At 37.5% G+C, this 25,642-nt stretch carries 29 protein-coding genes and 1 riboswitch; of the genes, 19 read left to right on the top strand and 10 right to left on the bottom strand.

Annotated elements, in window-relative coordinates; genetic code table 11:
- The first annotated feature begins 3 nt into the window (after positions 1-3).
- From H624_RS11405 to hisIE, 5 genes are read left to right on the top strand one after another with little or no spacing between them, the layout of a single operon-like run.
- Positions 4-993 (top strand): pyridoxal phosphate-dependent aminotransferase, encoded by a 990-nt coding sequence (locus tag H624_RS11405; RefSeq protein ID WP_051220428.1) that lies wholly within the window; start codon positions 4-6, stop codon positions 991-993.
- Positions 986-1,570 carry an imidazoleglycerol-phosphate dehydratase HisB gene (gene hisB, locus H624_RS0100785; RefSeq protein WP_026865869.1) on the top strand — a complete coding sequence of 195 codons (585 nt, stop codon included), beginning with the start codon at positions 986-988 and terminating at the stop codon, positions 1,568-1,570. Before H624_RS11405 ends, hisB begins: the two co-directional genes overlap by 8 nt.
- Before the next feature lie 15 nt (positions 1,571-1,585).
- On the top strand, positions 1,586-2,287 hold the full coding sequence (locus tag H624_RS0100780) for a HisA/HisF-related TIM barrel protein (RefSeq protein ID WP_026865868.1): 702 nt from the start codon (positions 1,586-1,588) through the stop codon (positions 2,285-2,287).
- Positions 2,284-3,045, top strand: coding sequence for an imidazole glycerol phosphate synthase subunit HisF (gene hisF, locus H624_RS0100775; RefSeq protein WP_026865867.1), 762 nt, complete (start codon positions 2,284-2,286; stop codon positions 3,043-3,045). The genes H624_RS0100780 and hisF overlap by 4 nt, the downstream gene beginning before the upstream one ends.
- Positions 3,045-3,668, top strand: a complete 624-nt coding sequence (gene hisIE / locus H624_RS0100770) for a bifunctional phosphoribosyl-AMP cyclohydrolase/phosphoribosyl-ATP diphosphatase HisIE (RefSeq protein ID WP_026865866.1) — start codon at positions 3,045-3,047, stop codon at positions 3,666-3,668. The genes hisF and hisIE overlap by 1 nt, the downstream gene beginning before the upstream one ends.
- A 109-nt stretch (positions 3,669-3,777) precedes the next feature.
- Here hisIE and H624_RS0100765 read toward each other — a convergent pair whose 3' ends face one another.
- From H624_RS0100765 to H624_RS0100750, 4 genes are all read right to left on the bottom strand, one after another.
- Complete coding sequence (locus H624_RS0100765; protein WP_026865865.1) at positions 3,778-4,470, bottom strand: DUF3169 family protein; 693 nt, start codon at positions 4,468-4,470, stop codon at positions 3,778-3,780.
- Positions 4,470-4,673 carry a helix-turn-helix transcriptional regulator gene (locus tag H624_RS0100760; RefSeq protein ID WP_026865864.1) on the bottom strand — a complete coding sequence of 68 codons (204 nt, stop codon included), beginning with the start codon at positions 4,671-4,673 and terminating at the stop codon, positions 4,470-4,472. Before H624_RS0100760 ends, H624_RS0100765 begins: the two co-directional genes overlap by 1 nt.
- Before the next feature lie 154 nt (positions 4,674-4,827).
- Positions 4,828-5,292 carry an SRPBCC family protein gene (locus H624_RS0100755; protein WP_026865863.1) on the bottom strand — a complete coding sequence of 155 codons (465 nt, stop codon included), beginning with the start codon at positions 5,290-5,292 and terminating at the stop codon, positions 4,828-4,830.
- A gap of 60 nt (positions 5,293-5,352) precedes the next feature.
- Positions 5,353-5,889 (bottom strand): helix-hairpin-helix domain-containing protein, encoded by a 537-nt coding sequence (locus H624_RS0100750; protein ID WP_026865862.1) that lies wholly within the window; start codon positions 5,887-5,889, stop codon positions 5,353-5,355.
- Between the two features lie 110 nt (positions 5,890-5,999).
- Between H624_RS0100750 and H624_RS0100745 the strand changes: the two genes are divergently transcribed.
- Together H624_RS0100745 and H624_RS0100740 are read left to right on the top strand one after the other, a co-directional pair.
- Entirely contained in the window at positions 6,000-7,424 is a 1,425-nt protein-coding gene (locus tag H624_RS0100745; RefSeq protein ID WP_026865861.1) for an APC family permease, read from the top strand.
- Between the two features lie 52 nt (positions 7,425-7,476).
- Positions 7,477-7,821, top strand: a complete 345-nt coding sequence (locus H624_RS0100740) for a DUF488 domain-containing protein (RefSeq protein WP_026865860.1) — start codon at positions 7,477-7,479, stop codon at positions 7,819-7,821.
- A gap of 24 nt (positions 7,822-7,845) precedes the next feature.
- On the opposite strand, the gene H624_RS0100735 is transcribed toward H624_RS0100740, so the two are convergent.
- Entirely contained in the window at positions 7,846-8,394 is a 549-nt protein-coding gene (locus H624_RS0100735; RefSeq protein ID WP_026865859.1) for a DUF4256 domain-containing protein, read from the bottom strand.
- 88 nt (positions 8,395-8,482) lie between these two features.
- On the opposite strand from H624_RS0100735, the gene H624_RS0100730 reads away from it, so the two are divergent.
- The 3 genes from H624_RS0100730 (at position 8,483) to H624_RS0100720 (ending at position 10,079) form a co-directional block, all read left to right on the top strand.
- Positions 8,483-9,253: a class I SAM-dependent methyltransferase gene (locus H624_RS0100730; RefSeq protein ID WP_026865858.1), complete on the top strand. Its 771-nt coding sequence runs from the start codon at positions 8,483-8,485 to the stop codon at positions 9,251-9,253.
- 37 nt (positions 9,254-9,290) lie between these two features.
- Positions 9,291-9,385, top strand: a riboswitch (guanidine-I (ykkC/yxkD leader).
- Positions 9,386-9,444: 59 nt separating this feature from the next.
- A complete protein-coding gene (locus H624_RS0100725) occupies positions 9,445-9,768 on the top strand; it encodes a DMT family transporter (protein ID WP_342664958.1) in 324 nt (107 codons plus the stop codon).
- Positions 9,765-10,079, top strand: coding sequence for a DMT family transporter (locus tag H624_RS0100720; protein WP_026865856.1), 315 nt, complete (start codon positions 9,765-9,767; stop codon positions 10,077-10,079). Before H624_RS0100725 ends, H624_RS0100720 begins: the two co-directional genes overlap by 4 nt.
- 48 nt (positions 10,080-10,127) lie before the next feature.
- On the opposite strand, the gene H624_RS0100715 is transcribed toward H624_RS0100720, so the two are convergent.
- Together H624_RS0100715 and H624_RS0100710 are read right to left on the bottom strand one after the other, a co-directional pair.
- Positions 10,128-11,117 carry an NAD(P)/FAD-dependent oxidoreductase gene (locus tag H624_RS0100715; protein WP_026865855.1) on the bottom strand — a complete coding sequence of 330 codons (990 nt, stop codon included), beginning with the start codon at positions 11,115-11,117 and terminating at the stop codon, positions 10,128-10,130.
- A 136-nt stretch (positions 11,118-11,253) separates the two neighbouring features.
- Positions 11,254-12,417, bottom strand: a complete 1,164-nt coding sequence (locus tag H624_RS0100710) for an MFS transporter (RefSeq protein ID WP_026865854.1) — start codon at positions 12,415-12,417, stop codon at positions 11,254-11,256.
- A gap of 110 nt (positions 12,418-12,527) precedes the next feature.
- Here H624_RS0100710 and H624_RS0100705 point away from each other — a divergent pair, with 110 nt between their 5' ends.
- Positions 12,528-13,454 (top strand): cation diffusion facilitator family transporter, encoded by a 927-nt coding sequence (locus H624_RS0100705; RefSeq protein ID WP_026865853.1) that lies wholly within the window; start codon positions 12,528-12,530, stop codon positions 13,452-13,454.
- 32 nt (positions 13,455-13,486) lie between these two features.
- The gene (locus H624_RS0100700) at positions 13,487-14,593 is read left to right on the top strand and encodes a D-TA family PLP-dependent enzyme (protein WP_026865852.1); all 1,107 of its coding nucleotides are present in this window, start codon (positions 13,487-13,489) and stop codon (positions 14,591-14,593) included.
- A gap of 45 nt (positions 14,594-14,638) precedes the next feature.
- Here H624_RS0100700 and H624_RS11400 read toward each other — a convergent pair whose 3' ends face one another.
- The 3 genes from H624_RS11400 to H624_RS0100685 form a co-directional block, all read right to left on the bottom strand.
- Positions 14,639-16,270, bottom strand: coding sequence for a BCCT family transporter (locus tag H624_RS11400; protein WP_035855258.1), 1,632 nt, complete (start codon positions 16,268-16,270; stop codon positions 14,639-14,641).
- A 197-nt stretch (positions 16,271-16,467) separates the two neighbouring features.
- Positions 16,468-17,736 carry an amidohydrolase gene (locus H624_RS0100690; RefSeq protein WP_342664957.1) on the bottom strand — a complete coding sequence of 423 codons (1,269 nt, stop codon included), beginning with the start codon at positions 17,734-17,736 and terminating at the stop codon, positions 16,468-16,470.
- A gap of 19 nt (positions 17,737-17,755) precedes the next feature.
- A complete protein-coding gene (locus tag H624_RS0100685; protein ID WP_026865850.1) occupies positions 17,756-19,282 on the bottom strand; it encodes an AbgT family transporter in 1,527 nt (508 codons plus the stop codon).
- Between the two features lie 186 nt (positions 19,283-19,468).
- Here H624_RS0100685 and H624_RS0100680 point away from each other — a divergent pair, with 186 nt between their 5' ends.
- The 7 genes from H624_RS0100680 to H624_RS0100650 all read left to right on the top strand — a co-directional run bounded on the left by H624_RS0100680 (position 19,469) and on the right by H624_RS0100650 (position 25,567).
- Positions 19,469-20,347: a DegV family protein gene (locus H624_RS0100680; protein WP_026865849.1), complete on the top strand. Its 879-nt coding sequence runs from the start codon at positions 19,469-19,471 to the stop codon at positions 20,345-20,347.
- 49 nt (positions 20,348-20,396) lie between these two features.
- Entirely contained in the window at positions 20,397-21,170 is a 774-nt protein-coding gene (locus tag H624_RS11395) for a DNA alkylation repair protein (protein ID WP_051220427.1), read from the top strand.
- 124 nt (positions 21,171-21,294) lie between these two features.
- Positions 21,295-22,176, top strand: a complete 882-nt coding sequence (locus tag H624_RS0100670) for a PepSY domain-containing protein (protein WP_026865848.1) — start codon at positions 21,295-21,297, stop codon at positions 22,174-22,176.
- Between the two features lie 80 nt (positions 22,177-22,256).
- Positions 22,257-22,931, top strand: a complete 675-nt coding sequence (locus H624_RS0100665) for a response regulator transcription factor (RefSeq protein ID WP_026865847.1) — start codon at positions 22,257-22,259, stop codon at positions 22,929-22,931.
- A 4-nt stretch (positions 22,932-22,935) separates the two neighbouring features.
- Complete coding sequence (locus tag H624_RS0100660; RefSeq protein WP_026865846.1) at positions 22,936-24,309, top strand: sensor histidine kinase; 1,374 nt, start codon at positions 22,936-22,938, stop codon at positions 24,307-24,309.
- Positions 24,293-25,063: a prolipoprotein diacylglyceryl transferase gene (locus H624_RS0100655; protein WP_026865845.1), complete on the top strand. Its 771-nt coding sequence runs from the start codon at positions 24,293-24,295 to the stop codon at positions 25,061-25,063. Before H624_RS0100660 ends, H624_RS0100655 begins: the two co-directional genes overlap by 17 nt.
- A gap of 69 nt (positions 25,064-25,132) precedes the next feature.
- Positions 25,133-25,567 (top strand): MarR family winged helix-turn-helix transcriptional regulator, encoded by a 435-nt coding sequence (locus H624_RS0100650; RefSeq protein WP_026865844.1) that lies wholly within the window; start codon positions 25,133-25,135, stop codon positions 25,565-25,567.
- The last annotated feature ends 75 nt before the right edge of the window (positions 25,568-25,642 follow it).

The following is a 25,642-nucleotide window of genomic DNA, read 5'->3' as shown; positions in this document are numbered from 1 at the left end:
CGCATGATCAGTATGGATAGAAACACATCCCCAAAATCACCGCTAACAAAAGACATGATTAATAAGGCGGTTGAACAAGCAAATATTGAAACATATTCAGAGGAAGAACTTGAAAAATTTAAGACACTTTATGCTAAAAGAAATAGATTTAATAGGAATCAAATCGAAGTTGCAAATGGCTCAGATGAATGGATTCAAAAAATTGTAATGACACTTGGTCAGAGTGGTGTGATGTCCTTTAAGCCGGACTTCTTTATGTACCAAGTCTATACAAATCAAGTGGGTATTCGATTTTACTCAGTCGCTTCAAGAGGAGATTTTTCTTTTGATTTTGATGCGGCAGTTAGGGCAATACAAGATAAAAAACCATCCGTCTTCTTTATATCAAATCCTCATAATCCAACAGGCGTCCTATTACCATCTTATGCGATGAAACAGTTAGCCGATGCGATGAAGGCTGTTGGAGGTTACCTTGTTATAGATGAGGCGTACGGAGAGTTTGCTTTGGATCGAGAATTGCCAACAGGCGACCACGTCATCATCTTAAGAACGCTTAGTAAAGTGTACGGTCTTGCCGGCCTAAGAATCGGTATCGCCATTGCAAAAGGAGAAGCTTTCGATAAAATCACCAAGATTAATCATCCTTATCCCTTGAATAGTCTTTCTCTAGTCTTAGCCAATGCACTCTTAAATGACGAAGAGAAACTAGATGAATGGTTTAACTATCAAAAAGAACTTCATCAAAAATTGGTCGATAGCTTTGAAATCGTGCGTCGACACGTCAGAATTAAACCATCACATACGAATTTTGTCTTTGTATATGGTGATAAGGCAAAAGACTTATACAACTATTTACTTGAAAATGGCTTTAAAGGTCGAGTATATGAAGAGGACCAACAACTATCCAATGTGGCGAGGTTCTCAATTGTCGACGAGACAGCTGTAGACGAACTTAGAGCCCTGATCACTAAGTGGGGTGAAGCGAATGACTGAATATAAAAAAGTGAGAGATACAAAAGAAACAAAGCTTGAAATTGTTATGGATCCAAAAAGGGATTTCAAGGAATCTAATATCAATACAGGCGTAGGTTTCTTTGACCACATGTTGGCCCTGTTTAGCTTTCACTCAGAAATATACCTGAACGTAAAAGCAGAAGGTGACCTCCATATTGATGCCCACCACACTGTAGAAGATATTGGTATTGTCTTAGGACAATTGATTAGAGAAATATACGTAGATCAACAGAGTTACCTTAGATATGGATCCATGTATTTACCAATGGATGAATCACTGGCACGCGTTGTGCTCGACTTATCAGGACGACCATTCTTGAGTTTCAGAGCGGAATTTTCAAGAGAAAAAACCGGAGACTTTGATACTGAGCTCGTTGAGGAATTCTTCAATGCAGTAGCGATGAATAGTCGTATGACACTGCACATTGATTTACTTAAGCGAGGTAACTCACACCATGAAATAGAAGCAATATTTAAAGCATTTGCACGCAGTTTAAAAATTGCATTGTCACCAACGAATTCCGGAATTCCATCATCTAAAGGCGTCATCGAATAAGAAAGGACTGTCACTATGAATATTGTACCTGCAATCGACCTGATTGATGGCAATAATGTCAGGCTATCACAAGGTGATTACGATAAAAAAACAGCTATGAAAAGAACGCCAGAAGAGGCACTTCGGTTCTACCAAAGCTTTGATTCGGTTTCTCGGATTCATATTGTCGACTTGATGGGTGCCCTCCATCAAGAATCTAAGGAATCGAATCTAGTGAGCCATCTGAGATCTTTATCCTCCAAACCTTTGGAAATTGGCGGTGGACTTCGTTCATTAGAAATGATTGAAAAATACCACGAAATGGGGGTAGACTACTTTATTTTAGGGACTAGAGCCATTGTGGATATTCCGTGGTTGAAGGATATTACATTAAAATTTCCCAGGAAAATCTTTGTCGGTGTTGATGCGAGAGAGAATGATATCTATATCAACGGTTGGACTGAAAACTCAGGAATTACGATTGATGAATATCTAAAGCAAATTGAAAACCTTGAACTTGCGGGTGTCATATATACCGATATTAATAAGGACGGTATGGGGCTTGGACCTAATTTTCTGAACACTGAAAGAATTAATCATCTAACTAAGCACAAAGTTGTTGCAAGTGGCGGTGTGAGAGATAAGCGTGATTTAGATCGTCTAGAATCACTAGGTATTACCGAAGCGATTGTAGGTAAAGCGAGTCACAAAGATGAATTTTGGGAGGACATTACATGACAAAGAAAAAGATTATTCCATGCTTAGATGTAAAAGACGGTAGAGTAGTGAAAGGTGTTAACTTCGTAGATTTAGAAGATATCGGTAATCCAAAGGATTTAGCAGATAAGTATAATCAAAGTGGTGCCGATGAATTAGTATTTCTAGATATTTCAAAAACTGAAGAAGGTCATGATTTATTACTTGATCTGATTAGGGAGACAGCTAAGGACCTAACAATCCCACTCACAATAGGTGGCGGCATCCAATCTGTTGAAGATATCGAACAATTATTTGAAGCTGGTGCAGATAAAGTGAGCATAAACTCAGCAGCTGTAGCCAATCCAGCTTTCGTTACAGAAGCTTCTAAGAAATTTGGTAGTGACAAGATCGTTGTGGCGATTGATACAGAATGCGATGATACAGAAGATAAGTATTACGTCCTCACACACGGTGGTAAGAAACGTGCAGATATCGATGCTTTAGACTGGGTGAAACAATGTGAATCACTCGGTGCAGGTGAACTGTTAATCACGAGTATGGATCACGATGGTGTGAAACAAGGATTTGACTATGACTTCTTGAGTAAATCAGCAGAAGCAGTGAGCATTCCAGTTACTGCCAGTGGTGGTGCTGGAAGCATCCAAGATTTTATCGATGTGTTTAATAAGACAAATGTAAGTGCAGGACTTGCAGCTTCCATCTTCCACAAAGGAGAAGTTGAAATTTATGAATTAAAATCATCCTTACAAAAAGAAGGCATAGAGGTGGAGATTTAATGCAGGCAGATTTCTCTAAAAATGATCGACTGCTTTCTGTAATTCTACAGGATAGTGAGACAAAACAAGTGTTAATGAATGGCTTTATGAATGAAACGGCATTAGAAAAGACTAAAGCAGAGGGTGTTGTGTGGTTTTATTCTAGGTCAAAACAGCGCCTGTGGAAAAAAGGAGAAACGAGCGGTAATACCCAAGCAGTCGTATCTATGAAGCTCGACTGTGATAGTGATGCCTTACTTATTGAAGTTAATCCTAAGGGACCTACATGCCATACAGGAACAAACAGTTGCTTTGGGGACGATTACTTCAACCTTCAAACACTAGAAAAAACTGTTCAGAAAAAAATGGCACAACCAGAAGAAGGTTCGTATACCAAGTATTTAATGGAAGAGGGACTAGATAAAATCCTCAAAAAATGTGGTGAAGAAATGACGGAAGTCGTCATCGCTGCTAAAAACCAAGACAAAAAAGAGCTCATTGATGAATCTAGCGATCTATTGTATCACTTCTTAGTTCTGCTAAATCAAAATAGTGTGACTTTAAAAGATATTGAAGAGAATTTAGAACAGCGACACGGTAAAAAACAAGAATACAGCGTACGTGATGATATAGAGACGTGGTAAGAGGTTGTGGTGAGCGTCTGGAAGTTCAAAGGTGAGATGGCGTTGACCACAGAGCATCATGTACTCATAAATAAACCTGTTAGCTACTTAAATAGCTAACAGGACTTTTTTATTTATCTCTAATCTCAATAGAGTATTTAACTTGATTGATAACTAAGATAATACCGACTAAAATGATTGAGAAAATTTGTGATTCTCCAGTTATAATTGTATAGAACATCATCGCTACTAAGGCAAAAAATAGTAGAAGCGTCGTTAAGTTTGTTGAACGATACATTGCTTTAGCCATGATATAAATTTCACCATCATCAGATGCATTAAACAATTTGTCTGCGTAATCCTTGTCACCTGGTTCAGGCAAGTCTCTATCAGGGAATAAAGATTGAATCAGATTAGGTGTCACGAAGCTGACGCCAACTGAGACTAAAAATAAAATGCCTGTCGCAATCAACAACCATGTATCTCTTGCATGCATCAGTTGAATTGATAATCCAATGAAGGAGAGAATAATTGCTGAAGATGATGATACTGTCAAAATATTATATGAGTTGTATTTATAACGGTCCCACTCATCATCAGTAAAGTCTGTATTATTTCCTTTAAGTCGTGAAATCAATTGATAATTTTTGATGAGTGTATAAATCATTAAACCTAGAGCAGTAATGACAATCACGATACTCAGATAGTAATAAATATTATCCATATAAATATTATTAATATTTCCATATAAAGCTTCAATTAACAAGTAACCGCCTGCAAAACCGATGAGTGCGCCAACAATCAATTTTAGTACCATTTTCATTATAATTCCTCCTCTTCAAAAATGAAGATACTTTCTATTGGTTCGTTAAAGATATTTGCTAACCGCTTAGCTATAAGTAGAGAAGGAATATACTCTTCTCTTTCGATTAGGCTAATTGTTTGTCGTGAAATTTTTGCGAGTTTGGCAAGTTCTGTTTGGTTTAACCTATCTCTAGCACGCAATTCTCTTAGTCTTGTTTTCATATTTTGACCTCACTGATCAATATTTCAAATCGATTTGATATACATAATGTAACATTAACACGTCATATTGACAAGTTTATTTGTCAATATGTAATTATTAATTGTCAATAAAGGCAGTAAAAAAGGGATAACACCGTAGTATTATCCCTTAAAATTATTTATCTAAATTTGCTTCTATATCTTTTTTAGTATGTTCAAATTCATCCATATCCATCTCTAAAGCTTTACCACCTTCAGCAATTGATTTAATGCTCTTAAAGTGGTGTTGCCAGCCTCCAAAGTCTTGAGAGAGATACTCAGTATCTAACGGCAATCTCTGGTTAAGCATAATCTTGCTCGAGTCTTCATTTTCCTCTAATAGAAATTCTATTTCTCCACCATACCATTCGAAATGAAGCACTTTAGGATTCTCGTATTTGAAGATTTCACAATCCTCTTCATCCTGTGTTCCGTGGCCGAAAGTAATTACATCACCACCACGAACTGAGAGTTCTGGAAACCATTGTTGAACACCTAAAGTTGTTCCGAGTAGTGGAAAAATATCGTCAGGGCGAGCAGCAACATCGGTTATCAATTTTTGGTATGCGCTGTCGTGATCTGTGTGATATGACACCTGCATTGATTTTCACCTCAATTATTCTCTAAAGTATTATTTAGTAATACCCGAATTTTTATGTGACTAACAGTCAGCTTGAAAATAAATTGAAACTTTTTTAATTCTTGCTTCTTTTTTACTATTTTCAAATTCGAATATATAGGCGTAGGACAATTTTTCTCCTGATTTTAAAGTGGTAATACTTGAAGCGGCCCCTTCCTTACCGTGAGTGATTAAATGGTCAATCTCTAAACTGCTGATCGATTCTACGTCAGTAAAAAACTCAAAATCACAATCATCTGTGTGTAAATGACGAATCGAAGTTGGCTGGTTAGCATGAACACCAATCACAAAATCCCGTAGTATTTCTCTTTTAGGTGCATTGTTACAAGATAAAGACCCCATAACCGCAAAAGGTGTCCTAAATGGTAAGGGTTCTAGCACTTTGAAATTTAAATTTTCTTCAGCTAAAGCCGTCTTTAAAATTTTAATGGCTTTCGGTCCGACACCGTGAATTTTCTGGAGGTTATCCTCGTCGATTTTTGAAACATGTTTTAATTCAGTGACTCCGATGTTGGCGAGGGCATTTGTAGCGGGCTTTCCGATCTTTGGTAAAGTCATGTCAAATCCTCCCTAAAATTGTCATAAATTTATTAAAGATGTAGCGACTTCAAGCATATTATGACATACTTGACCACAAGTAAAAACTTAAAACAAGAGGGGTCAAAGAAATGTCTGAGAAACGGACTGAATTAGAAAGTACGATGTCAAAACGATTTATTTGGGCGATAGCCTATGGTTCTTCTATTGGTTGGGGGGCCTTTATACTACCAGGCGATTGGTTGATTTCATCAGGAACACTTGGGGCAACGTTAGGTATTACAATCGGTGGTATATTGATGCTCATCATTGCAGTAGGTTACGGCGCACTCACGGCAAAATTCCCGGTATCAGGTGGTGAATTTGCATTTACCTATGCTGGATTTGGTAAATTTGCAGCTTTTATTGCTTCATGGTTCTTGGTACTCGGTTACATATGTGTCGTCGCACTGAATGCCAGTGCCTTTAGTTTACTTTTTAAATTTGTCTTACCAGACTTCTTAGAAGTCGGTTACCTTTATACGATAGCGGGCTGGGACGTTTATATTATGGAAGTGATTTTATCCACCGTGATATTGATCATCTTTGCTTGGATTAGTATGAAGGGTTCAGGACTTTCAGGAAACCTTCAATTTATATTCTGTTTGTTTATGGCTTTAGTTGTAGCTGGATTATTTGTATTGTCTTTCTTCGTCGGAGAATTCTCATTTGAGAATGCACAGCCACTTTTCCATGAAACAGACGGTGTTTGGAAGTCCATCATTCTAATTGTTGCAATAGCGCCGTGGATGTATGTTGGCTTTGATAACATTCCACAGGCAGCAGAAGAGTTTAAATTTAGTGCAGATAAAACCTTTAAACTTATTGTGTTTGGAATCATCGCATCTATCATTACTTATGTCGCAATGATCTTAGTAACATCATGGATTTACCCGGATCAGAATTCTATGGACGGTGCAGTTTGGGTAACTGGTTCAGTCATCCAAAACTCCATGGGTATAATTGGGTTGATGTTTTTAACATTTGCCATAACTTTTGGTGTCTTTACTGGTCTCAACGGTTTCTATATGTCATCATCACGTTTACTTTTTGCACTGGGACGTGCACAATTTGTACCGGCAATATTTGCTAAGGTGCACAAGAAAAACAAGACGCCACACTACGCAGTGTTATTCGTTCTAATCGTTTGTCTTGTTGCTCCATGGCTAGGAAGAACTGCTTTAAACTGGATTGTAGATATGTCTTCTGTTGGTGTCTCTATTGCTTTCTTAGCGACGAGTGCAGTCGCAGTAAAATACTTCTCCAAACCAGAAAGTAAAAACATTGTATATGTCATATTCGGTGTTCTAGGTGTCATCATCTCATTAGTGTTCTTAGTGTTATTATTATACCCAGGATCACCAGCGGCACTTTCGGCACCGTCATATTATGTCTTATTAATGTGGGTAATCTTAGGTACTATATTCTTTGCATTTAAATACAAGACCTTGAAATCATTGTCTAAAGAAGAATTGGACTTTTTAATTCTAAATAAAGGTAATGATGACGAAAAATAATATAGGAATGGGTATATAGTGAGTAGCATATTTTTTAGGAGTTGGTAGTCATATGTTAAAACTAAAGAGAGTGTATGATGATATTTCCACCCAAGACGGTAAAAGAATTCTTGTAGACCGAGTTTGGCCAAGAGGCATTAAGAAGGAAGATTTAGAACTCGATGAATGGTATAAAGAATTGGCACCTTCTACTGAACTTAGAAAATGGTTTAATCACGATGTAGATAAATGGAAAGAATTTAAAGAGAAATATGAAGAAGAGTTGAAGGATAAGGGAGATCTTATCGCTGAGATTCGGAATGACTCAGATGGTCATAATGTGACACTTTTATATGCAGCAAAAGATGAACATTACAATCAAGCTGTAGTCTTAAAAGAAATAATTGATGACAAATGAAAAAAGAGGGAGTCTCCCTCTTTTTTATATTTTAAGTTTTCCTCTAAACCCTCTAGCGCCATAATACGAATCTGCGCCATTGTGGTATACGAAGATACTATCGTAACGTCGGTCAGAGAAGAGTGCACCACCTAGGAAACGGATTTTTTCAGGTGTAACAATCCAACTAGATGATTTAAGGTCAAATTCTCCAACTTCTTGTAGGGTTCTGTAATCATCTTCACTTAGAATCTCTATACCAATCTCATTAGCGAGATCGACAGCCGAGTTATCAGGTTTATACTTTTTACGCGCTTCTAAAGCTTGGCGGTCATAGCAAACGCTACGTCTACCTTTAGGGCTCTCTTTAGAACAATCTACAAAATGGAGCTCACCGTCTAAAACAATGACATCGGGTTCACCTTCAGTGACTTCCATGTTGTAAAGTGTTACAAGTTTTTTGTCGTCAAGACGAGATTCAATATCTTCAAATGATAAAGACTCATGTCTTTCTTGGTGAGTATCAAAACGAGATTTTAGTTTGGCAATTAACGTTTCTTTTTCTTCAGCATTTAGCTCTTGTTTTAATGTCATTGGATAGCCTCTTTTCGTTATTAGTACTATAAAAATATATTACCATGATAAAATACATACATAAACAATTTTGATAGGGGTCTTGGCGATGATTGTGACAACTGCAGGTCGTTATTCACAGGAAACTTTGGCTTTAGCAATAGACATCGCTACGCGTTACAAACTGGTATTTTTAAATAGAGAGAAACGCTCTATATCAGCTATAGAGGAACGATATAACGACGATATATTGGTTGTAAGTTCAGACAGTATCAGTATTAAGCTGTCAGGCGTAGAAAAACCGATTGTCTATCACCCAAACTTTGCTATGGTTAGGGCGAAACGCATCATTAAAGGTGAAGTTGATGCCTTAGTTGAAACATCGAGGCTAGACCAAGGAATGACATTTCTTGATTGTACAGCAGGCCTCGGGGCTGACAGCATTATTGCAGGAATGGCAGTTGGTCAGACAGGAAAAGTGTATGCCATTGAGAAAGACTTTTCACTCTATGTCATGTTAAAAGAAGGAATGAATCAATATAAAAGTCACTTAGATGAAATTATAAGCAGTATGAGGCAAATAGAAGTCATCCATAGTGATCATGTAAAATATTTAGAAAACCTTGAGGATTCCAGTATAGATATCGTATATTTCGACCCGATGTTTTCAACAGAAATAGAGGAGTCACAAGGAATACAGGCTATTGCTACTGTAGCAAATCAAGGTCTAACGACTAAAGCTGTAGAAGAGGCACAGAGAGTGGCAAAAAAAAAAGTGATTCTTAAAGATCACTACAGAAGTCCTAGGTTTGAAGCATTAGGCTTTAAACAAGTTAAAAGAGAATCGAGTAAGTTTCATTATGGAATCATAGAAGTTTGACAAAAAATTCACGATGTATTATTATAAAATGAATTCTATAAAAGTTTTCTAGGGTTCCGTTATGAAAATAAGTCTGGACCGAGAGAAAACGCCGGATTATCCGGTACACGGAGGGACAAAAGCCTGGGAGAGTAACGAATGTTATTCTCCCAGGCTTTTTTCGCTCTAAAACAAAGAAAAGGAGCATTGGTATGTGGTTATTAGTTGTATTAGCAGCCCTTTTTGAGATTGGCTGGGCAAGTGGATTAAAGTATGCAGTAACGTGGTATGAATGGACTTTAACAGGTTTAGGTGTCGTCGGGAGCTTTTTACTTTTAGTGTATGTTTCTACTAAACTACCAGCAAGTACAGTCTATGCAGTATTTGCAGGGCTTGGTGCTGTTGGGACAGTTGTTGTAGACATTGTTATATTTGGTGAGGATTTTAGCCTGATAGTCATCTTTTTTGTTGCCTTATTAATCTTTGGTGTAATTGGCCTTAAAACGGTAACGGATCATGAGGAGGGTGCGAAATGAGTTGGATTATTTTAATATTTGCTGGACTCTTTGAAGTTGCCGGTGTTACTGGTATGACATGGATTGGTCAGGGTAAGAAGATACGCGGTTGGTTGACACTATGTATCGGTTTTCCAATTAGCTTGGGATTATTAAGTCTCGCAATGGAAACAATTGCGCTTGGTGTCGCTTATGCAGTATGGACTGGTATTGGCACAATTGGTAGTGCTTTAGTAGGTATAATTTTTTATAAAGAATCGGCGAGCTATAAGCGTGTAATGTATCTTTCAATCATTGTCATTGCTGTCGTTGGTCTAAGAATATTTGGATGATGTTTCACATGAAAAAAGCACGGTCAAATGACCGTGCTTTTTGTGTAATTAATCTTGTTTGAAGACACTTGTAGAGTGTTTTGGTTGGATACGAGACTTAGCATCGTATGAAGATTTAGCGTATGAAATTGCGACTGGTGCTTCACCGAATCCAGTGGCAATTAGTTTAACTTTACCTTCAAAGGTAGTGACATCTCCTGCTGCGAAGATACCTTCGATATTTGTCTGCATGTGAGCATCTACTTCGATTGAGTTTTTATCCAGCTTTAGACCCCAATCTTTAAGTGGTCCTAGTGAAGAAATGTTACCAAAGTTAACGATAAGTTGGTCTGCTTGAATTACTTCTTCGCTACCATCTTTAGCCGTTAAAACTAATTCTTCAATCTGACCTGCATCACCCTTAATTTCTGTTACATTAAGAGATGTTTTAACTGTTACACTGGAGTCTTTAACTTGTTGGACTGTCGTTTCATGTGCTGTAAAACGTTCACGTCTGTGCACAAGTGTGACTGATTTAGCAAGTTTTTCTAACATGAGTGCCCAGTCAAGTGCTGAGTCACCGCCGCCAAGAACGACGACATCTTTATCTTTGAATTTTTCTAAATCACGAACAGCATATTGTAGGGAAGCGCCTTCGAATTCTACTTCATTTTCTAGACCAAGTTTTCTAGGTTGGAAAGCGCCGACACCAGCTGTAATCAAAATTGTACGTGTTAAATATTCACCTTTGTCCGTTGTTAGGACAAAGTGATCATCTTCTTTTCTATATGATTGAACAGTTTCACCTAAATGAAAATCAGGTTCAGCGTATTTCGCCTGTTCCACTAAATTATTCACAAGATCTTTGGCGAGGATTTTTGGAAATCCGCCGACATCATAAATATATTTATCCGGATAAAGTTCAGTTAACTGTCCACCTAATTCAGGTAAGCTATCGATTAAGCGTACAGACATCTGTCTCATTCCAGCATAGAATGTAGAGAATAGACCTGTTGGTCCACCGCCAATAATTGTTATATCTGTAATTTCATCTTTCATTTATATAACCCTCCAAAATATGTGAGAAATCTCATAACAACTTTCATCTTCTTAATTATTACATAATGCGAATCAAAATTAAAAGTGTTATAACGCGAGATTGAGCGATTGACGCGTAATTCAGACTTTAGTACCACTATATTCTTCGAGGGTCTCGCCAAAATATTACTGTTATAAGAAAACCGATTACTAAAACAACTGCACTGAAGTAATACGGTAAATCTAAATTAATATCAAATAGAATACCACCGATAATTGGACCAACAACATTTGCAAGTGAAGTGAAAAATGAGTTCATTCCTCCAGCAAAGCCTTGGTTATCTCCTGCTATATGTGATAGGAAGGTTGTAGCTGCAGGTCTGATTAAATCGAAACCTACAAAGATAATAAAAGCAATGGCCATGATTGCCCAGTAGGATTCCATAAAGGTAATAATAAATACCAAGAAGGCTGAATAAATGATTGATGCCCTGATAATATTGATTTCTCCAAATTTACGAACAAGTGATTCAAAAAAGATAATTTGAGCGATTGCACCAATCAAAGCACCACCAGTTATTGCGACTGCAATATCAAACGGTGTAAAGCCGAGTTTTCTATCGAAATATAGACTAAAGAATGATTCAAATGCAGACATACCGAATGTAGAAACAAAGATAACTAAGAAAGCAATAAAGAATACTGGAGTTAAGATTGTTCTAAAGTTGCTCGCCTTAACTTCGGTTTTCTCTGCTGCGACCTCAGTTTTTCTTCTTGGTTCGGTCAATAGAAAAATTGCTGTAACTGCACTGATGATACCAAGTACGGCAGCGACGAAAAATGGTAGACGTGTACTGACTTCCGCTAAGATACCACCAACACCTGGTCCAATTATAAAACCGAAATTTAAAGCAGCGGTCATATAGCCAAGTGCTCTTGCACGGTTTTGATCTGTTGTTAAATCAACAATAAATGCAGTGACAGCTGGCATTATAAATGCCCCTGCTAAGCCACCTAAAATTCTTGAAATGAAAAGGACTTCTATTGTCGTTCCAAGTCCAAATAATAGTTCGGAAAAGGCGAAAATGACCATTCCGATAACGATGATAATTTTCCGTCCAAACTTATCGGCTGCACGACCAGTAAAAGGCGAAAAAATCAGTTGGGTCATTGCAAATGCGGCTGTTAAGTAACCGACGCCAGCACCAGAAATATTAAGTTCATTCATTATTGAAGGTAGAACTGGAATTACTAAACTGATACCTAAAAAGACAAGAAAAATACTATTGTAAAGTAGATATAATTGATATTTTTGTTTCATAATTTATACACCTATATACCTTTTAAAATGTGGTAAAGTATTGATATGCCTATAATACACCCAGAAATAGTAAATAGATAGCAAAAAATCCCAAGAAGCGGAGTGATATTATGAGTGATCATCATCATAATCACGGACATCATGATCATACTCATGGTGCGAATAAAAAAGCACTGACGATCAGTTTAATTCTCATCGGAGTGTTTATGATTGTTGAAGTTATCGGAGGTATTGTTACGAACAGTCTGGCACTTTTAAGTGATGCTGGTCATATGTTAAGTGACGCTTTTTCTTTATTAATCGCACTATTAGCCTTTAAATTTGGTGAGAAAAAAGCGGACAAAGCGCGTACATTCGGTTACAAGAGATTTGAGATTCTTGCAGCGGTTTTCAATGGAGCCACCTTGATTATTATTGCCATCGCAATTTTTATCGGAGCAATTAATCGCTTTATAAATCCACCAGAAGTAGCGTCAACGGGCATGCTAGTCATTGCAATAATGGGTCTTATAGTAAATCTAATTGTTGCAAAGATTTTAATGTCTGGAGATACACATGATAACCTCAATATGCGAGGCGCATTCTTACATGTGCTCGGTGACTTATTTGGCTCTGTCGCAGCAATTGTTGCCGCCTTATCCATTATGTTTTTGGATTGGGGATTCATGGATCCTTTAGCTAGCGTAATTGTTGCTGCTATTATTACTGTCAGCGGATGGAGAGTACTTCGTCAATCTCTACATGTCCTTATGGAAGGTGTGCCACATGACGTTAATTTGAATCATCTATTAGAAGAGGTAAGAACCGTAGATGGTGTTGAAGACATTCACCACGTTCATATTTGGAGTATTACGAGCGGTTTTAATGCAATGAGTGGACATATTGTAGTTAATGGCAGCTTAAATGTGCATGAAACTCAAGCAATCATTAATGATATAGAAGAAAAGATGAAAGACTCAAATATCAGTCATGTTACTTTACAAGTAGAATGTAAACATCATCATCATAATGGCAAAATTCTATGTAATGATGAATAAGATGGTATATATTTAGTGTAAGGGGGGATTTAATGAATTATCAAGAAATCGATACACCTGCACTCTTAATAGATGAAGCAGTTCTAGAGAAAAATCTAGCTTATATGAGTGATTATGCAAAGAAGCAAAATGTGAGTTTACGACCGCATACAAAAACACATAAGATGCCTAAACTTGCACAGAAGCAATTACAAAATGGTGCGAGTGGTATTACGGTTGCTAAAATTGGTGAAGCGGAAATCATGGCGGTCTATGGTATTAATGATATTTTTATTGCAAATCAAGTTGCGGGTAAACAGAAACTTGAAAGAATAAAAAAACTTGCAGAAACTGTTGATATTTCATTTGGGGTAGATAGTATTGCTCACATTAAAGAGATTGAAGCAGTATTTGAGGGTGCTCAGAAAAAAGCTCAGATTCTAATCGAAATCGAAGTTGGAGAAGAGCGTTCTGGTATTATTGAGGTCAATGATTATAAAGCTTTACTTCATGAAATAAAAGCGTCAAATAACATTGAGTTAAAAGGGATATTCTCACACGATGGCCATACTTACAAAGCAGTAGATCAGGCGGATTGTCTTGATGTATTTAATACAGCAACAACAAGAACCTTATACTTTAACGATATTGCAAGCGAGATGGGCTTTGAACTCGAAACAGTGAGCATTGGCTCAACACCACCATTCATGTTCGGTTTTGATATTCCTGAGGGTGTCACTGAGATTAGACCAGGCACCTATATTTTAATGGATTGTTCACAATCTAACGCGATAGGCACTTACGAACATTCTGCCGCTAGTGTACTGACAACTATAATCTCTAAACCGACTAAAGAACGAGTGATCACAGATGTTGGTGCAAAAGGTCTAACTGCTCAGTCTAGAAGTAAAGGGCTAACGACAACTACAGGATTTGGTAAGGTCAAAGAATACGACGATGTACATGTACACGGTGTGTTTGATGAACATGCGATTATATATAACGAACACTTTAACCAAGCAATCAATATTGGTGATAAAGTTCGCATCATACCGAACCATATCTGCCCAGTATCGAATCTCTATCATAAAGCATATCTATTAAGAGAAGGTGAAGTTGTCGACACATTAGACATCGCAGCTCAAGGTAAATTGCAATAGCACAAAAAAGGCTTGATTCCAAAATGGAATCAAGCCTTTTTTATATTACACACCTCTAGGCTTATCTTTTTCAGCATAAGCATCGAGTTCTTCTAGATATTCTTCATGAGAAGATTCTTTGTAGGTTTCAAGTCTTTCTTTACTAGGTGTGATTGAAAGTCCGAGATACTTACGTTCGTTGTTTGCGTCTTTGTAGAATGCGAGCATCATACCAATTAATACAAAACTAAATGGTAGTGCAGATATAATTGCGGCAGATTGTAAGGCATTCAGTCCAGTCTCTCCACCTGCAGCTAATAGTGTAAATGCAATAGCAGAAAGTGAGATACCCCAAATCACTTTGGTCATACTTGATGGATTTAAACTACCATGTGATGTTTGCATACCTAATACAAAGGTTGCCGAGTCTGCTGATGTGATGAAGAAAATTGATACAAGTAGGATAGCAACAATTGACAATAACCAACCTAATGGCAAGGTGTCAAACACTGCGAAAAGTTGAACCTCTGTTGCCATTTCAAAAATTCCTGGGTCGTCATTAACACCAGCCATAATACCAGTGACACCAAATACACTGAACCAAATAATACCAATTACAGTTGGAACGAGTAGTACTGCAATGATAAATTCTCGAATTGTACGGCCTTTAGAAACACGTGCAATAAAGATACCGACAAATGGACTCCAACTCATCCACCAACCCCAGTAATAAATAGTCCAAGAACTAAGCCAGTCTTGTTTTTGAGGATTGAGTGGTGCAACATCAAACGTATTGGTAACGATTGAGCTTAAGTAACCACCAGTACTTGTTGTCATGATGTTTAAAATCATCATAGTTGGCCCGACAATTAAAATAATTGCAAAAAGGATACCTGCTAAGATCATATTTGTATTACTTAGATATTGAATTCCTTTACTCAGACCACTCCAAGCACTGAATAGGAAGAGCACAGTCACTGAAGCAATAATAATTGCCTGACTTGTTAAGTTGACAGGTAAACCGAATAGATAATTTAAGCCACCATTAATTTGAATGGCACCGATACCTAGAGATACGGCCACCCCGATTACAGTAGCGAAAACAGCAAGGACATCGATTACTACGCCTAACCAGCCATCTACTCTATCACCAAATAGAGGTCGGAGCGTTTTAGAAAGTAATCCAACTTCACCTTTTCTGAAACTCGCGTAGGCTAAGCATAAGCCGACGATTCCATATATTGACCAAGCGTGAATACCATAGTGTAAGAAAGTAGATTGCATTGATTCTGCAAGTGCTGCAGTAGTTTCTCCGTCTGCAGTTGGTGGAGAAAGGTAATGGGCGATTGGTTCTCCGGCACCATAGAATACAAGTCCGATACCCATACCAGCACTAAAGAGCATTGCAATCCAAGAGATTGTTCTAAATTCAGGTTCATCATCAGGTTTACCTAACTTTAGTTTTCCGATTGGACTGAAGATAAGAAAAATACAAAACATAACGATTAAAGCCACTAATATCATGTAATACCAGCCAAAATAACTTGTTACCCAGCCGGAAATGGAACCAGATATATCACCGAAACGATCCGGGAAAATTGCACCGATGACAACTAGGGCACCGACGATTAAAGCGGCATATAGAAATACATGAGACATTCCTTTGTTCTTTTCCGAAGATGGCGTTTGATTAGCCATTACATCACTCCTTGGTTTTTGATTAACAATGATAAATAATAACAATCTACACTAACAATTTCAACCTCACTAGACGAAAAGTGTGAATCATGAACGTAGATAAAAATTTAATCATTATAATATAGATAGCACTGTTTAGGAAAAATAAACGTGAAAAAGGGCAAAACCATGAGATTTTGCCCTATATCTGGTGTGTATTATTGAGTAGATAAACGTTTTGCAGTATCAAAAAGTGTGTTCACAGCAGGTAACATACTGTCTTCATCTATGTCGAAGTTTTCATTGTGATGGCCTGCTTTTAATTCTGTGCCGAAAATAGAGTATGTTGCTTGCCCGCCTTTTTCTTGAACACGGTTGATTAGAAACGTTGCATCCTCACTACCACTCGGTTTATCTTCTTCAATTGTTGTTTCTAAACCATTTGATTGAGCTGCCTGGGTCACTATTTCAGCAAGTGTAGTGTCTCCTTTAGCACTTCTGCCTTCTCCGACAGTTTCAAGTGTATATTCAACCTGAAACATCTCAGCTGCTCCTTTGATAATGGACTCTGCGTAGCTTCTCATATAGTCGTTAATTTCAGAAGTAGTCCCCCTAATTTCCATTTTTAAAGAGGCAAAATCAGCAATGGCATTACGTGAGCTACCTGCGTGTAATTCACCAACATTCACGCGTGTTGCGCCTTCAGAATGGCGAGGAATTGCATTTAAGTTAATGACAGCATTTGCTGCAGCTAACATCGCATTTTTACCTTGTTCTGGATTGCCACCTGCATGAGCTGACACACCTTTAAATGTTACATTGATTTTAGTTGTGGCTAGAAAACCATTGTTTGACCCTAAGAAATGATTCATTGGAACACCTGTGCCTATATGTGAGGCGATGAGGTAGTCAACATCGTCAACGATTCCTTTTTCAGCCATTGACCTTGCACCTCTCGTGCCTTCTTCGGCAGGTTGAAAAATGATTTTTATAATACCAGACAATTCGTCCTTTCTTTCTTGGACAAGTGTAGCAAGACCAAGTCCAATGGATGTGTGGACATCATGGCCGCATGCATGCATATCATTATTAATCGAACGAAAGCCTTCTTTAACAGGTACATGGCTGTCATGTTCTGCCTCGTAGATTGGTAAAGCATCCATGTCGACTCTAAAAGCAGTCGTTGGACCTGCTTTGTTCGTATCAATAGTTGCAACAATTCCAGTATATCCATCTTTTAGGTCATCTAAATATACTTCTACGGCCCCGTGTGCTTTCGCCCATAGGTAATGCGCTTTTGTTTCTTCATCACTTGGTTTACCCATAACATAATTAGGATCCATAACAGCCGTACCAATTTCAAAATCAATGCCTAGCTCATTTAGCGTTTCAGCGACGATTGAAGCGGTACGCATTTCTAAAAAACCGAGTTCTGGGTGTTGATGAAAATCACGACGCCATTGAATGAGTTTGTCTTTTAATACCAAAGTTATTCATCTCCTAAGATTATTGTGCGCGGTCTTCTAGAAATACTGATACGCCAGGTCCGAGTGGTAATCCTGTGAAGTAAAAGATAGCTAGTAAAACAATCCATGCTAATAAGAATACTAATGAGTATGGTAGCATCAGTGACATGTACGTTCCAATACTCGCATTCTTATCATAGCGCTGCATGAAGGCTAAAATGATAACCATGTATGGGAATAATGGTGTAACGATATTTACAGATGAATCTGCAATACGATAAGCCGCTTGAGTAAAGGCTGGATCGTAACCAAGTTGCATAAACATCGGTACAAATATTGGTGCCTCGATTGCCCATTTTGCAGAACCTGATGTAATCAAGAAGTTTAATAGGGCTGTGAAGATAACGTACCCAATGATTAATGGGAGACCGGTAAATTCAACACTTTCTAAGAATTCAGCTCCATTTACAGCAAGCCATGTTCCTAAATTTGACCAGTTAAAGTAAGCAATGAACTGTGCAATTGCGAATACAAGTACGATATAACCAGCCATGTCCTTGATTGATTCGGTCATGTAATGTGTTGCATCTTTAGTTGAACGAATTTTCCCAGTTGTAATACCAAAGGCAAGCCCAATTAAAATAAAGAATATAAGTATGATTGGAACAATACCGTCTATGAATGGAGATGGAATAATACCACCATCTTCATTTGTTAAAGGACTGTTAGGCAGGAAGATGACAGCAATAATTATGCCCCAGTATACTAGACCTGTTATTAATGCAGCGATCAGGCCTTTTTTGGCATTAGGTAATTCTTCTTCATTTTCTTCCTCAACACTTTCACCTGTGTATTGACCTAACCGTGGTTCAACAAATCTAGAAGTTAAAAGACCACCAATGATTGTTAGCATAAATACTGAGATAATGTTGAAGTACCAGTTGTCTACAGGTGTAACAACGATTGAATCATCAATCAAACGTGCAGCCTCTGTTGAAATACCTGATAAAAGAACGTCGGTACCAGCGATGAAAAGGTTGGCCGTAAAACCAGCCCCAGCTCCGGCAAAACCAGCTGCTAAACCTGCTAGTGGATGACGACCAAGTTTATAGAAAACAAGTGCACCAAGGGGTGGGATAATAACAGCAGCAGCATCAGATGCTAAGTTACCCATGATACCCACAAATACTACTGTATAAGTTACTAGGAATGGTGGTGACTTGAGTATGGTTTTACGGATTGCGTAATCTAGTAAACCAACTTTCTCTGCAAGACCAATACCAAGCATCATAGAAAGTACCAGTCCAAGTGGTGCGAACCCTGTAAAGTTCTCGAGCATGGATGTGAGTATAAACTGAAGACCTGCCCCTGAAATTAAACTATTTATCGGTAGTTCTTCACCGTTACCTGGATGTATAACAGACGCATCGAATAAACTGAAAATCCAAGAAATAACAATGATTAAAAATGCTAATCCTAAAAATAATGCGAATGGGTCCGGAAGCTTGTTTCCGAGACGCTCTAATGTGTCTAGTAATTTCTGAAAAAACCCTTTTTTCTCTGTCATAAAAACCCTCCCATTTGTTATGTAGGTATTTGTGTATGCTAATTCATATACTTGAGTTTACATAATTATTAGAAAGTTGTCCATGCAATATAAACGATTTTGTAGTGGACTGTTTTTAATATACTTATAATACTGAATCTAATATAATAAGCTATAGTAAAATGTACGGATTCTAGGAGGAAAAAAATGAAAATTGCCTATATTGTAGACAGTACTGCAAGCCTGTCAGAAGAGTTAAGTAACCATCCAGATGTATTTCAGGTTCATCTATCGGTTACTTTTAGCGATGGCTCAGTTTTTAAGGATACTACGGATGAAAGTGCCTTGAAATCATTCTATCAACGACTTGCTAATGAAAAGGAATTGCCAAAATCATCTCAACCACAAGTTGGTGAGTACTATGAAGTCTGTGATGAGATAGTAAAAAAAGGCTATGATACTGTAATTGCAATTCATATCGGTAGTGGTATTAGTGGCACATATCAAAGTGCACAAATGGTTTTAGAAGAATACAAGGAAGAAGGCAAATTCGATTACCATCTTATCGATTCGAATGGGACATCATTCATTATTGAACATCTCTTAGCTGAAACAATCGCTTTAATTGAACGGGGTGTAAGCGTTGAAGAAACGACTAAAGAAATAAGTGATTTAGTTGAAGATACAAAAATTTATCTAGCCGTTGATGACTTAAACTATCTTGTTAAAGGTGGGCGTCTCAGCGCAGGGAGTGCCTTTATTGGTAGCTTATTTAAAATTAAGCCGATTGTTCACTTTGCTAAAGATGGCAGCGTAAAACCATATGATAAGGTAAGAACGAACAGTAAAGTTATTAAATTGTGGGAATCACTAATAGATGAAGCGATGGATAAGTTCAATGGAAAAATCAAGATTGCTATTGCGCATGGTAATATTTCTGAAGAAGCTCACCAACTAAAAAAACGATTTGAAAATATGTATCCGGGTATAAGTTGTAGAGTAGGATTTCTAACTCCAGCTTTAGGAGTGCATGGTGGAATCGGAAGTAAGGGTCTCGGCATATTCCGTTATATTGACCATAAATAGAAAAAAGGAGTCTCTTTTGAGGCTCCTTTTTATTATAAGGAGAGAGATTATGTATAAGCGACCAGTAATGAAAGATTATTTTAATGAAGACTTAGCTAGACTGTATGCCGAACATATTAGTGAAGTCTACCCTGCTTTTGATAGAGCGAACTTTATTGATGATGTAGTTAAGGAAACAGGAAATAAGAGAATGTCTGAAAGGATTGAAGCGTTTAGCAGGCAACTAAAAAATTATTTACCAAATGATTATATAGCAGCAACAGATATTATTATGTCGATACTTGGTGTAGAGAACGATGAATTCTATTTCCCGTTTGAAAAAATGTACTATTACAGAGCCTTATCAAAGTTTGTAGAAATGTATGGTCAAGATCATTTTGAACAATCTATTAAAACTATAGAAGAAATTACCAAAAGAGATACTGGTGAATTTGCCATACGCCCTTTTATAAGAGATGACTACGAGCGAGTTGAAACGGTATTCAGACGTTGGGCTAATGATGAAAACGCACATCTTCGACGCTTAGTTACTGAGGGTACTCGGCCACGCTTACCTTGGGCCAAAAAACTAGACTTTATAAAAGGTGACGTCAATGAGAATTTAAAACTATTGGAACCATTTTTAAGTGACTCATCACGCTACGTTGAAAAATCAGTTGGTAATCATCTTAATGATCTATCTAAATACGATGAGCCAGCTGTCACTAATTTTATAAGTGAACATTTCGAGAAGACTAACCCTTTTATTATAAAGCGTGCTTTAAGGACGCTAAAGAAAGCAGGAGATGATAGAGCACTTGCGCTTTTAGAGCAATTAAAATAGTTCAAACATTTTTTAATCATCCTTTAAGAATTGATTAACTAACCCTTAGTTTAGTCTGTCTATACTAAAGTCAGAAAGTTAAACAACCGATATGAAATCGGAAAAAAATGGAGGATGACTGAAGATGAAATTGACAAAAAGTATCTTTGTAGGTGGCGCATTAGTTTCAGCCTTAGTGTTAGGAGCAACAAATGTTAATGCGGATGATATGGAATGGGATGACGACGATAACCAAGAGCAACTAAGTGGAGAAGCTCAAAAGGCAGCAGATAAAGCGGTAGCAGAATACGGTGGTAAGGTGACAGAAGTCGAATACGACGAAGATGACGGCCAATATTACTACGAAATTGAAATTGAAAATAACGGTGAAGACTTTGATGTTAAAGTTAAGGCAGATGACCTAAGTATTATAGAGGACGATCTTGATGTAGACGACCACGATGACGACAGAGACGAAGATGACGACAGAGACGAAGATGACGACAGAGACGAAGCAGATGAAAGAGATGACGATGACCGTGACGATAGAAATGAAGTCCAAGCGGCAGAAAAGACTTCTAAATCAAACAACGAAAATACGAATCAAGTTGCATTAAAAGATGCATTTGAAGGCGACAAAGTTGCCAATGCTGTGAAGAAAGCCCAAGAAGAATTTGATGGCATCTTAGAGAGTGTGAATTACCAAGAAGATGAAGGTGAACACTATTACGAAGTGACACTTGTAAACCAAAATGATGAATATGAAGTTAAATACAATGTCAATGATCTTAAGGTTATAGATGAAGAGAGAGACGATGATAGCGATGACTTCAAACGAGTTGAGAAAGCTCAGGATGTAAAGATTCTATCACTACAAGATGCTAAGGCGCTTGCTAAAAGTGAAGTAGATGGCACAATTACAGAATGGGATTACGATGTTGATGACTTCGAATACGATTTTGAAATCGGTGACTATGAAGTTAAAATCAATGCTAAAACTGGTGAAGTAACTGAAGTAGGAGACTAAGAAATACGCCCATATGGGCGTATTTTTACTCATAGTCAACATGATATAATGACCGTAAGAATGAACTGTGAGGGGATATCATGGAGCAAATATTGATTGTAGAAGATGATGAGAAGATTGCTAGAGTGATTCAACTAGAGCTGGACTACGAAGGCTATAAAACTGAAATAGCATATACGGGGAAAGAAGCTTTAGAGAAATATGAAGATGGCGCGTTTGACCTAGTGCTCCTTGATGTAATGATTCCAAAGTTAAATGGCTTAGAAGTATTGAGACGGATACGGCTAAAAGATGAAGAAATTAAAGTCATCATGCTCACTGCAAGGGATGCAGTAATGGATAAGGTCAGCGGACTGGATTCAGGTGCCAATGACTATATGACTAAACCATTTGAAGTTGAAGAACTTCTCGCGAGAATTAGAGTACACTTAAAATCGACGACTGTAACAGAGACTAAATCAGAAGTTATAAAGCACCGACATATTGAAATTAACCCCATGTCTAGAGAAGTGTTCAGTAGTGGTGAAGCGGTCTATATGACTCAAAAAGAGTTCGATGTGCTGTTGTATCTTATGAATAATAAGAATCAAGCCTTGTCTCGTGAACAGATTATCGAGGCAGTATGGGGATATGATTACTTTGGAGATACGAACACTGTAGATGTTTATGTCAGATACATTAGAAAAAAACTAGATGAATCCAAGCCCTCCCTAATTTCTGCAGTTAGAGGAATCGGCTACATGATAAAGGACTAAACTTATGAAATTAGGAACTAAAATCCAACTTTACACCACACTGATGATTGCCATCGTCGTGATTTTAATTAATTTGCTTATTTATTTTTCTTATAAGCACTATTCTTTAGAAGCTGAGATGGGACAGTTAGAGAACAGAGGGAATAATATTATTTCTGAGGTTCAAAATGCGAGGGAAAGCAACATTAGTGGGGAAACAGTCCTACAATATTTCTCACTGTCTGACGGTTATATCGCCTTACAAGATGAAGCGGGTGATTATATCGTTAGAATAGCGACGGATCAGAGCTATGTAGAGCTATCTGAGGACTATAGTACGAAGCAATACACTGACGTTACAAGTCTAGGTGAGCAGCATTTTGTTATGAGTTCCCAGCCTATTATTTGGGATAATGGGGAGGTGTACTCACTCCAAATATTTGAAAATGTTGAGTTCTTATATAGTACTTATAATATTCTGAAGTGGATTCTAGTCATATCAACAGTCGTGATTATACTTCTAGTCTTTATCTTAAACCGAGTAATAACTAACTTAATCATAGGGCCCATTAAACAAATGATTAGACGTATGAATGACAAAGAAGGTGTTCGGCAATTTAAGACAATCTCAACAAACGAGTCTGATACTGAGGAATTAAAAATGCTGACAGATTCTTATAACGATATGATGTTAACTTTAAAGGCGCACGACGAAAACCAACAAGCCTTTATTATGAATGCATCCCATGAGCTAAAAACGCCGCTCACAGTCATATCATCTTATGCTAAGATGTTAGAACGTTTTGGTCAGACAAGAAGTGATTTATTAGATGAAGGTATTACAGCAATTTCGGACGAAACGCTAAGAATGAAATATTTAACTGAACAATTCCTAAGTTTCACTCAAGTATCAAAAGAAGATGCATCAGAGAATAAAGAGTATATACCCGTCGTCCATCTTGTTAATGACGTATCAAAACGATTAGAAAAAGCATTTAATCGACATATCGAAGTGAGTACAGATGGTACAAATCCTCATATCTATATTAATACGCAGTCCTTTGAGCAATTGATTAAAATATTTTTAGATAATGCTTATAAGTATAGTCAAGAATCGATTGAAGTGAACATAAGTAAGGATGCTGAAAAAGTATTTATAGAAATTCGTGATAGAGGTATTGGTATACCTCAGGCAGAACTCAATCAAATATTTGAAAGATTTTATAGAGTAGACAAAGCAAGAGCAAGAAAGACAGGGGGCTCTGGGCTTGGTCTAGCTATAGCCAAAACACTAGCAGATAAAAACGGTATTGAGATTAAAGTGGACAGTGAATTGAACAAAGGTACAACCTTTACGTTAATTATAGATATGGAGGTGGATCATGACGAAGCGGAATAAATTAGTGTTTGCCATTTGCGCTGTTATCATCGGTATCATCGCTGGAATGGTATTTGTATTTTTCAACCAAGAAGACCTGATAAACGAAGATGAGGCCAAGGCAATCGTTACAGAACGTTACGGTGGTTCGGTAGAAGCTGTAGAAGAAGGTGCAGACGATGACATTTACATCGTCAATGTTGAAGGAGATACAGGTACTCATAAGATCACAATTAACCGCCATGATTCATCGGTAGAAGCTATTGAAACTATTGCGAAACCGTCAGAGGATACTGCGGCTGACGATTCAAATACTTCACAAGAACAGAATGAGGGGACTGAAAATGATGAACCTTCTGAACCAGAAAAAACAGAAGATGAGTCAGGTACAGCTCCATCTAAAAAAGAGGAACCCGCTGAATCGAATGAACCTGAAATTTTAACAGTTGAGCAAGCAGAAAATGCTGCTGCAAATGAAGTTGGTGGCAACAATGTGTATTCTACTTGGAGTGGTGAAGGGCAAAATCGAGAGTATTATATTCTTCAGATTGTCGACGGTGATGATGAAGGCGCTTTGGTCTCTCTCAATGGTGTGACAGGACAAGTCAACAAGGTCGTCTACCTAGATGTTAGCGATGATGACTACGGAAATATTGAACAATTAATCTATGAAGCAAACACCTATGCTGATATGGTTGATGGTCGCTATATCGAATTCGATGATGAATATTTTGACGAAGAAGAGGATGATGACTACGAAGACGATGAAGACTAAAGTTGACATAATCACCTTGGTGAGGTACAATTTTATCGATTTCGTAGTAGTTGAGAGGTAATTAATTATATGGACAGAGTTGAAGAAAGTCTGAAGGCTTTTGTAGGAATTAAAAGAACGAATGACCTATTAGAAAAAAGCGTTAAAAAAGACGTGAGAAAACACGGCTTGAACATCAGTGAATTTGCTGTCATGGAATTGTTATACAACAAAGGACCACAGCCAATTAACAGAATCCAAGAACGCATTTTAATAGCAAACTCAAGTACGACTTACGTTTTAGATAAGTTACAAGAAAAAGGATATATCGTACGATTACGTGACGAGCACGACAAGCGGAGTATGAAAGTTGAACTCACAGAGCAGGGTCAAGCTTTAATCGGTGACATATTCCCGAGTCATGCGAACCTCTTGTCGAGTCTCTTTGACGAATTGAGTGATGAAGAACTTTCTCAATTCAGAAATATGTTAAAGAAAATTAGTGCCGTAGCAGTCGATAAATAACATTTACCCCTTAAGCTGAACTCAGGGTTCCAGTTTATGGGGTATTTTTAATAGGTTAAATGATTAGTTTGTATT

The organism is Jeotgalicoccus marinus DSM 19772 (assembly GCF_000425825.1).
Classification (GTDB): Bacteria; Bacillota; Bacilli; order Staphylococcales; family Salinicoccaceae; genus Jeotgalicoccus; species Jeotgalicoccus marinus.
Note: the sequence above shows the minus strand (reverse complement) of the source record. Positions and strands in the feature narration are given on the sequence as shown.

Coding starts and splice junctions, on each gene's coding strand:
- H624_RS0100710 (WP_026865854.1), bottom strand. CDS start 12,417: ATGAAACAAAAATATCAATTATATCTACTTTACAATAGTATTTTTCTT.
- H624_RS0100650 (WP_026865844.1), top strand. CDS start 25,133: ATGGACAGAGTTGAAGAAAGTCTGAAGGCTTTTGTAGGAATTAAAAGA.
- H624_RS0100780 (WP_026865868.1), top strand. CDS start 1,586: ATGAATATTGTACCTGCAATCGACCTGATTGATGGCAATAATGTCAGG.
- H624_RS11400 (WP_035855258.1), bottom strand. CDS start 16,270: ATGGCTAATCAAACGCCATCTTCGGAAAAGAACAAAGGAATGTCTCAT.
- hisF (WP_026865867.1), top strand. CDS start 2,284: ATGACAAAGAAAAAGATTATTCCATGCTTAGATGTAAAAGACGGTAGA.
- H624_RS0100665 (WP_026865847.1), top strand. CDS start 22,257: ATGGAGCAAATATTGATTGTAGAAGATGATGAGAAGATTGCTAGAGTG.
- H624_RS0100750 (WP_026865862.1), bottom strand. CDS start 5,889: ATGACTTTACCAAAGATCGGAAAGCCCGCTACAAATGCCCTCGCCAAC.
- H624_RS0100720 (WP_026865856.1), top strand. CDS start 9,765: ATGAGTTGGATTATTTTAATATTTGCTGGACTCTTTGAAGTTGCCGGT.
- H624_RS0100755 (WP_026865863.1), bottom strand. CDS start 5,292: ATGCAGGTGTCATATCACACAGATCACGACAGCGCATACCAAAAATTG.
- H624_RS0100725 (WP_342664958.1), top strand. CDS start 9,445: ATGTGGTTATTAGTTGTATTAGCAGCCCTTTTTGAGATTGGCTGGGCA.
- H624_RS0100705 (WP_026865853.1), top strand. CDS start 12,528: ATGAGTGATCATCATCATAATCACGGACATCATGATCATACTCATGGT.
- H624_RS0100730 (WP_026865858.1), top strand. CDS start 8,483: ATGATTGTGACAACTGCAGGTCGTTATTCACAGGAAACTTTGGCTTTA.
- hisIE (WP_026865866.1), top strand. CDS start 3,045: ATGCAGGCAGATTTCTCTAAAAATGATCGACTGCTTTCTGTAATTCTA.
- H624_RS0100740 (WP_026865860.1), top strand. CDS start 7,477: ATGTTAAAACTAAAGAGAGTGTATGATGATATTTCCACCCAAGACGGT.
- H624_RS0100765 (WP_026865865.1), bottom strand. CDS start 4,470: ATGAAAATGGTACTAAAATTGATTGTTGGCGCACTCATCGGTTTTGCA.
- H624_RS11395 (WP_051220427.1), top strand. CDS start 20,397: ATGTATAAGCGACCAGTAATGAAAGATTATTTTAATGAAGACTTAGCT.
- H624_RS0100655 (WP_026865845.1), top strand. CDS start 24,293: ATGACGAAGCGGAATAAATTAGTGTTTGCCATTTGCGCTGTTATCATC.
- H624_RS0100685 (WP_026865850.1), bottom strand. CDS start 19,282: ATGACAGAGAAAAAAGGGTTTTTTCAGAAATTACTAGACACATTAGAG.
- H624_RS0100745 (WP_026865861.1), top strand. CDS start 6,000: ATGTCTGAGAAACGGACTGAATTAGAAAGTACGATGTCAAAACGATTT.
- H624_RS0100670 (WP_026865848.1), top strand. CDS start 21,295: ATGAAATTGACAAAAAGTATCTTTGTAGGTGGCGCATTAGTTTCAGCC.
- H624_RS11405 (WP_051220428.1), top strand. CDS start 4: ATGATCAGTATGGATAGAAACACATCCCCAAAATCACCGCTAACAAAA.
- H624_RS0100715 (WP_026865855.1), bottom strand. CDS start 11,117: ATGAAAGATGAAATTACAGATATAACAATTATTGGCGGTGGACCAACA.
- H624_RS0100700 (WP_026865852.1), top strand. CDS start 13,487: ATGAATTATCAAGAAATCGATACACCTGCACTCTTAATAGATGAAGCA.
- hisB (WP_026865869.1), top strand. CDS start 986: ATGACTGAATATAAAAAAGTGAGAGATACAAAAGAAACAAAGCTTGAA.
- H624_RS0100760 (WP_026865864.1), bottom strand. CDS start 4,673: ATGAAAACAAGACTAAGAGAATTGCGTGCTAGAGATAGGTTAAACCAA.
- H624_RS0100660 (WP_026865846.1), top strand. CDS start 22,936: ATGAAATTAGGAACTAAAATCCAACTTTACACCACACTGATGATTGCC.
- H624_RS0100680 (WP_026865849.1), top strand. CDS start 19,469: ATGAAAATTGCCTATATTGTAGACAGTACTGCAAGCCTGTCAGAAGAG.
- H624_RS0100735 (WP_026865859.1), bottom strand. CDS start 8,394: ATGACATTAAAACAAGAGCTAAATGCTGAAGAAAAAGAAACGTTAATT.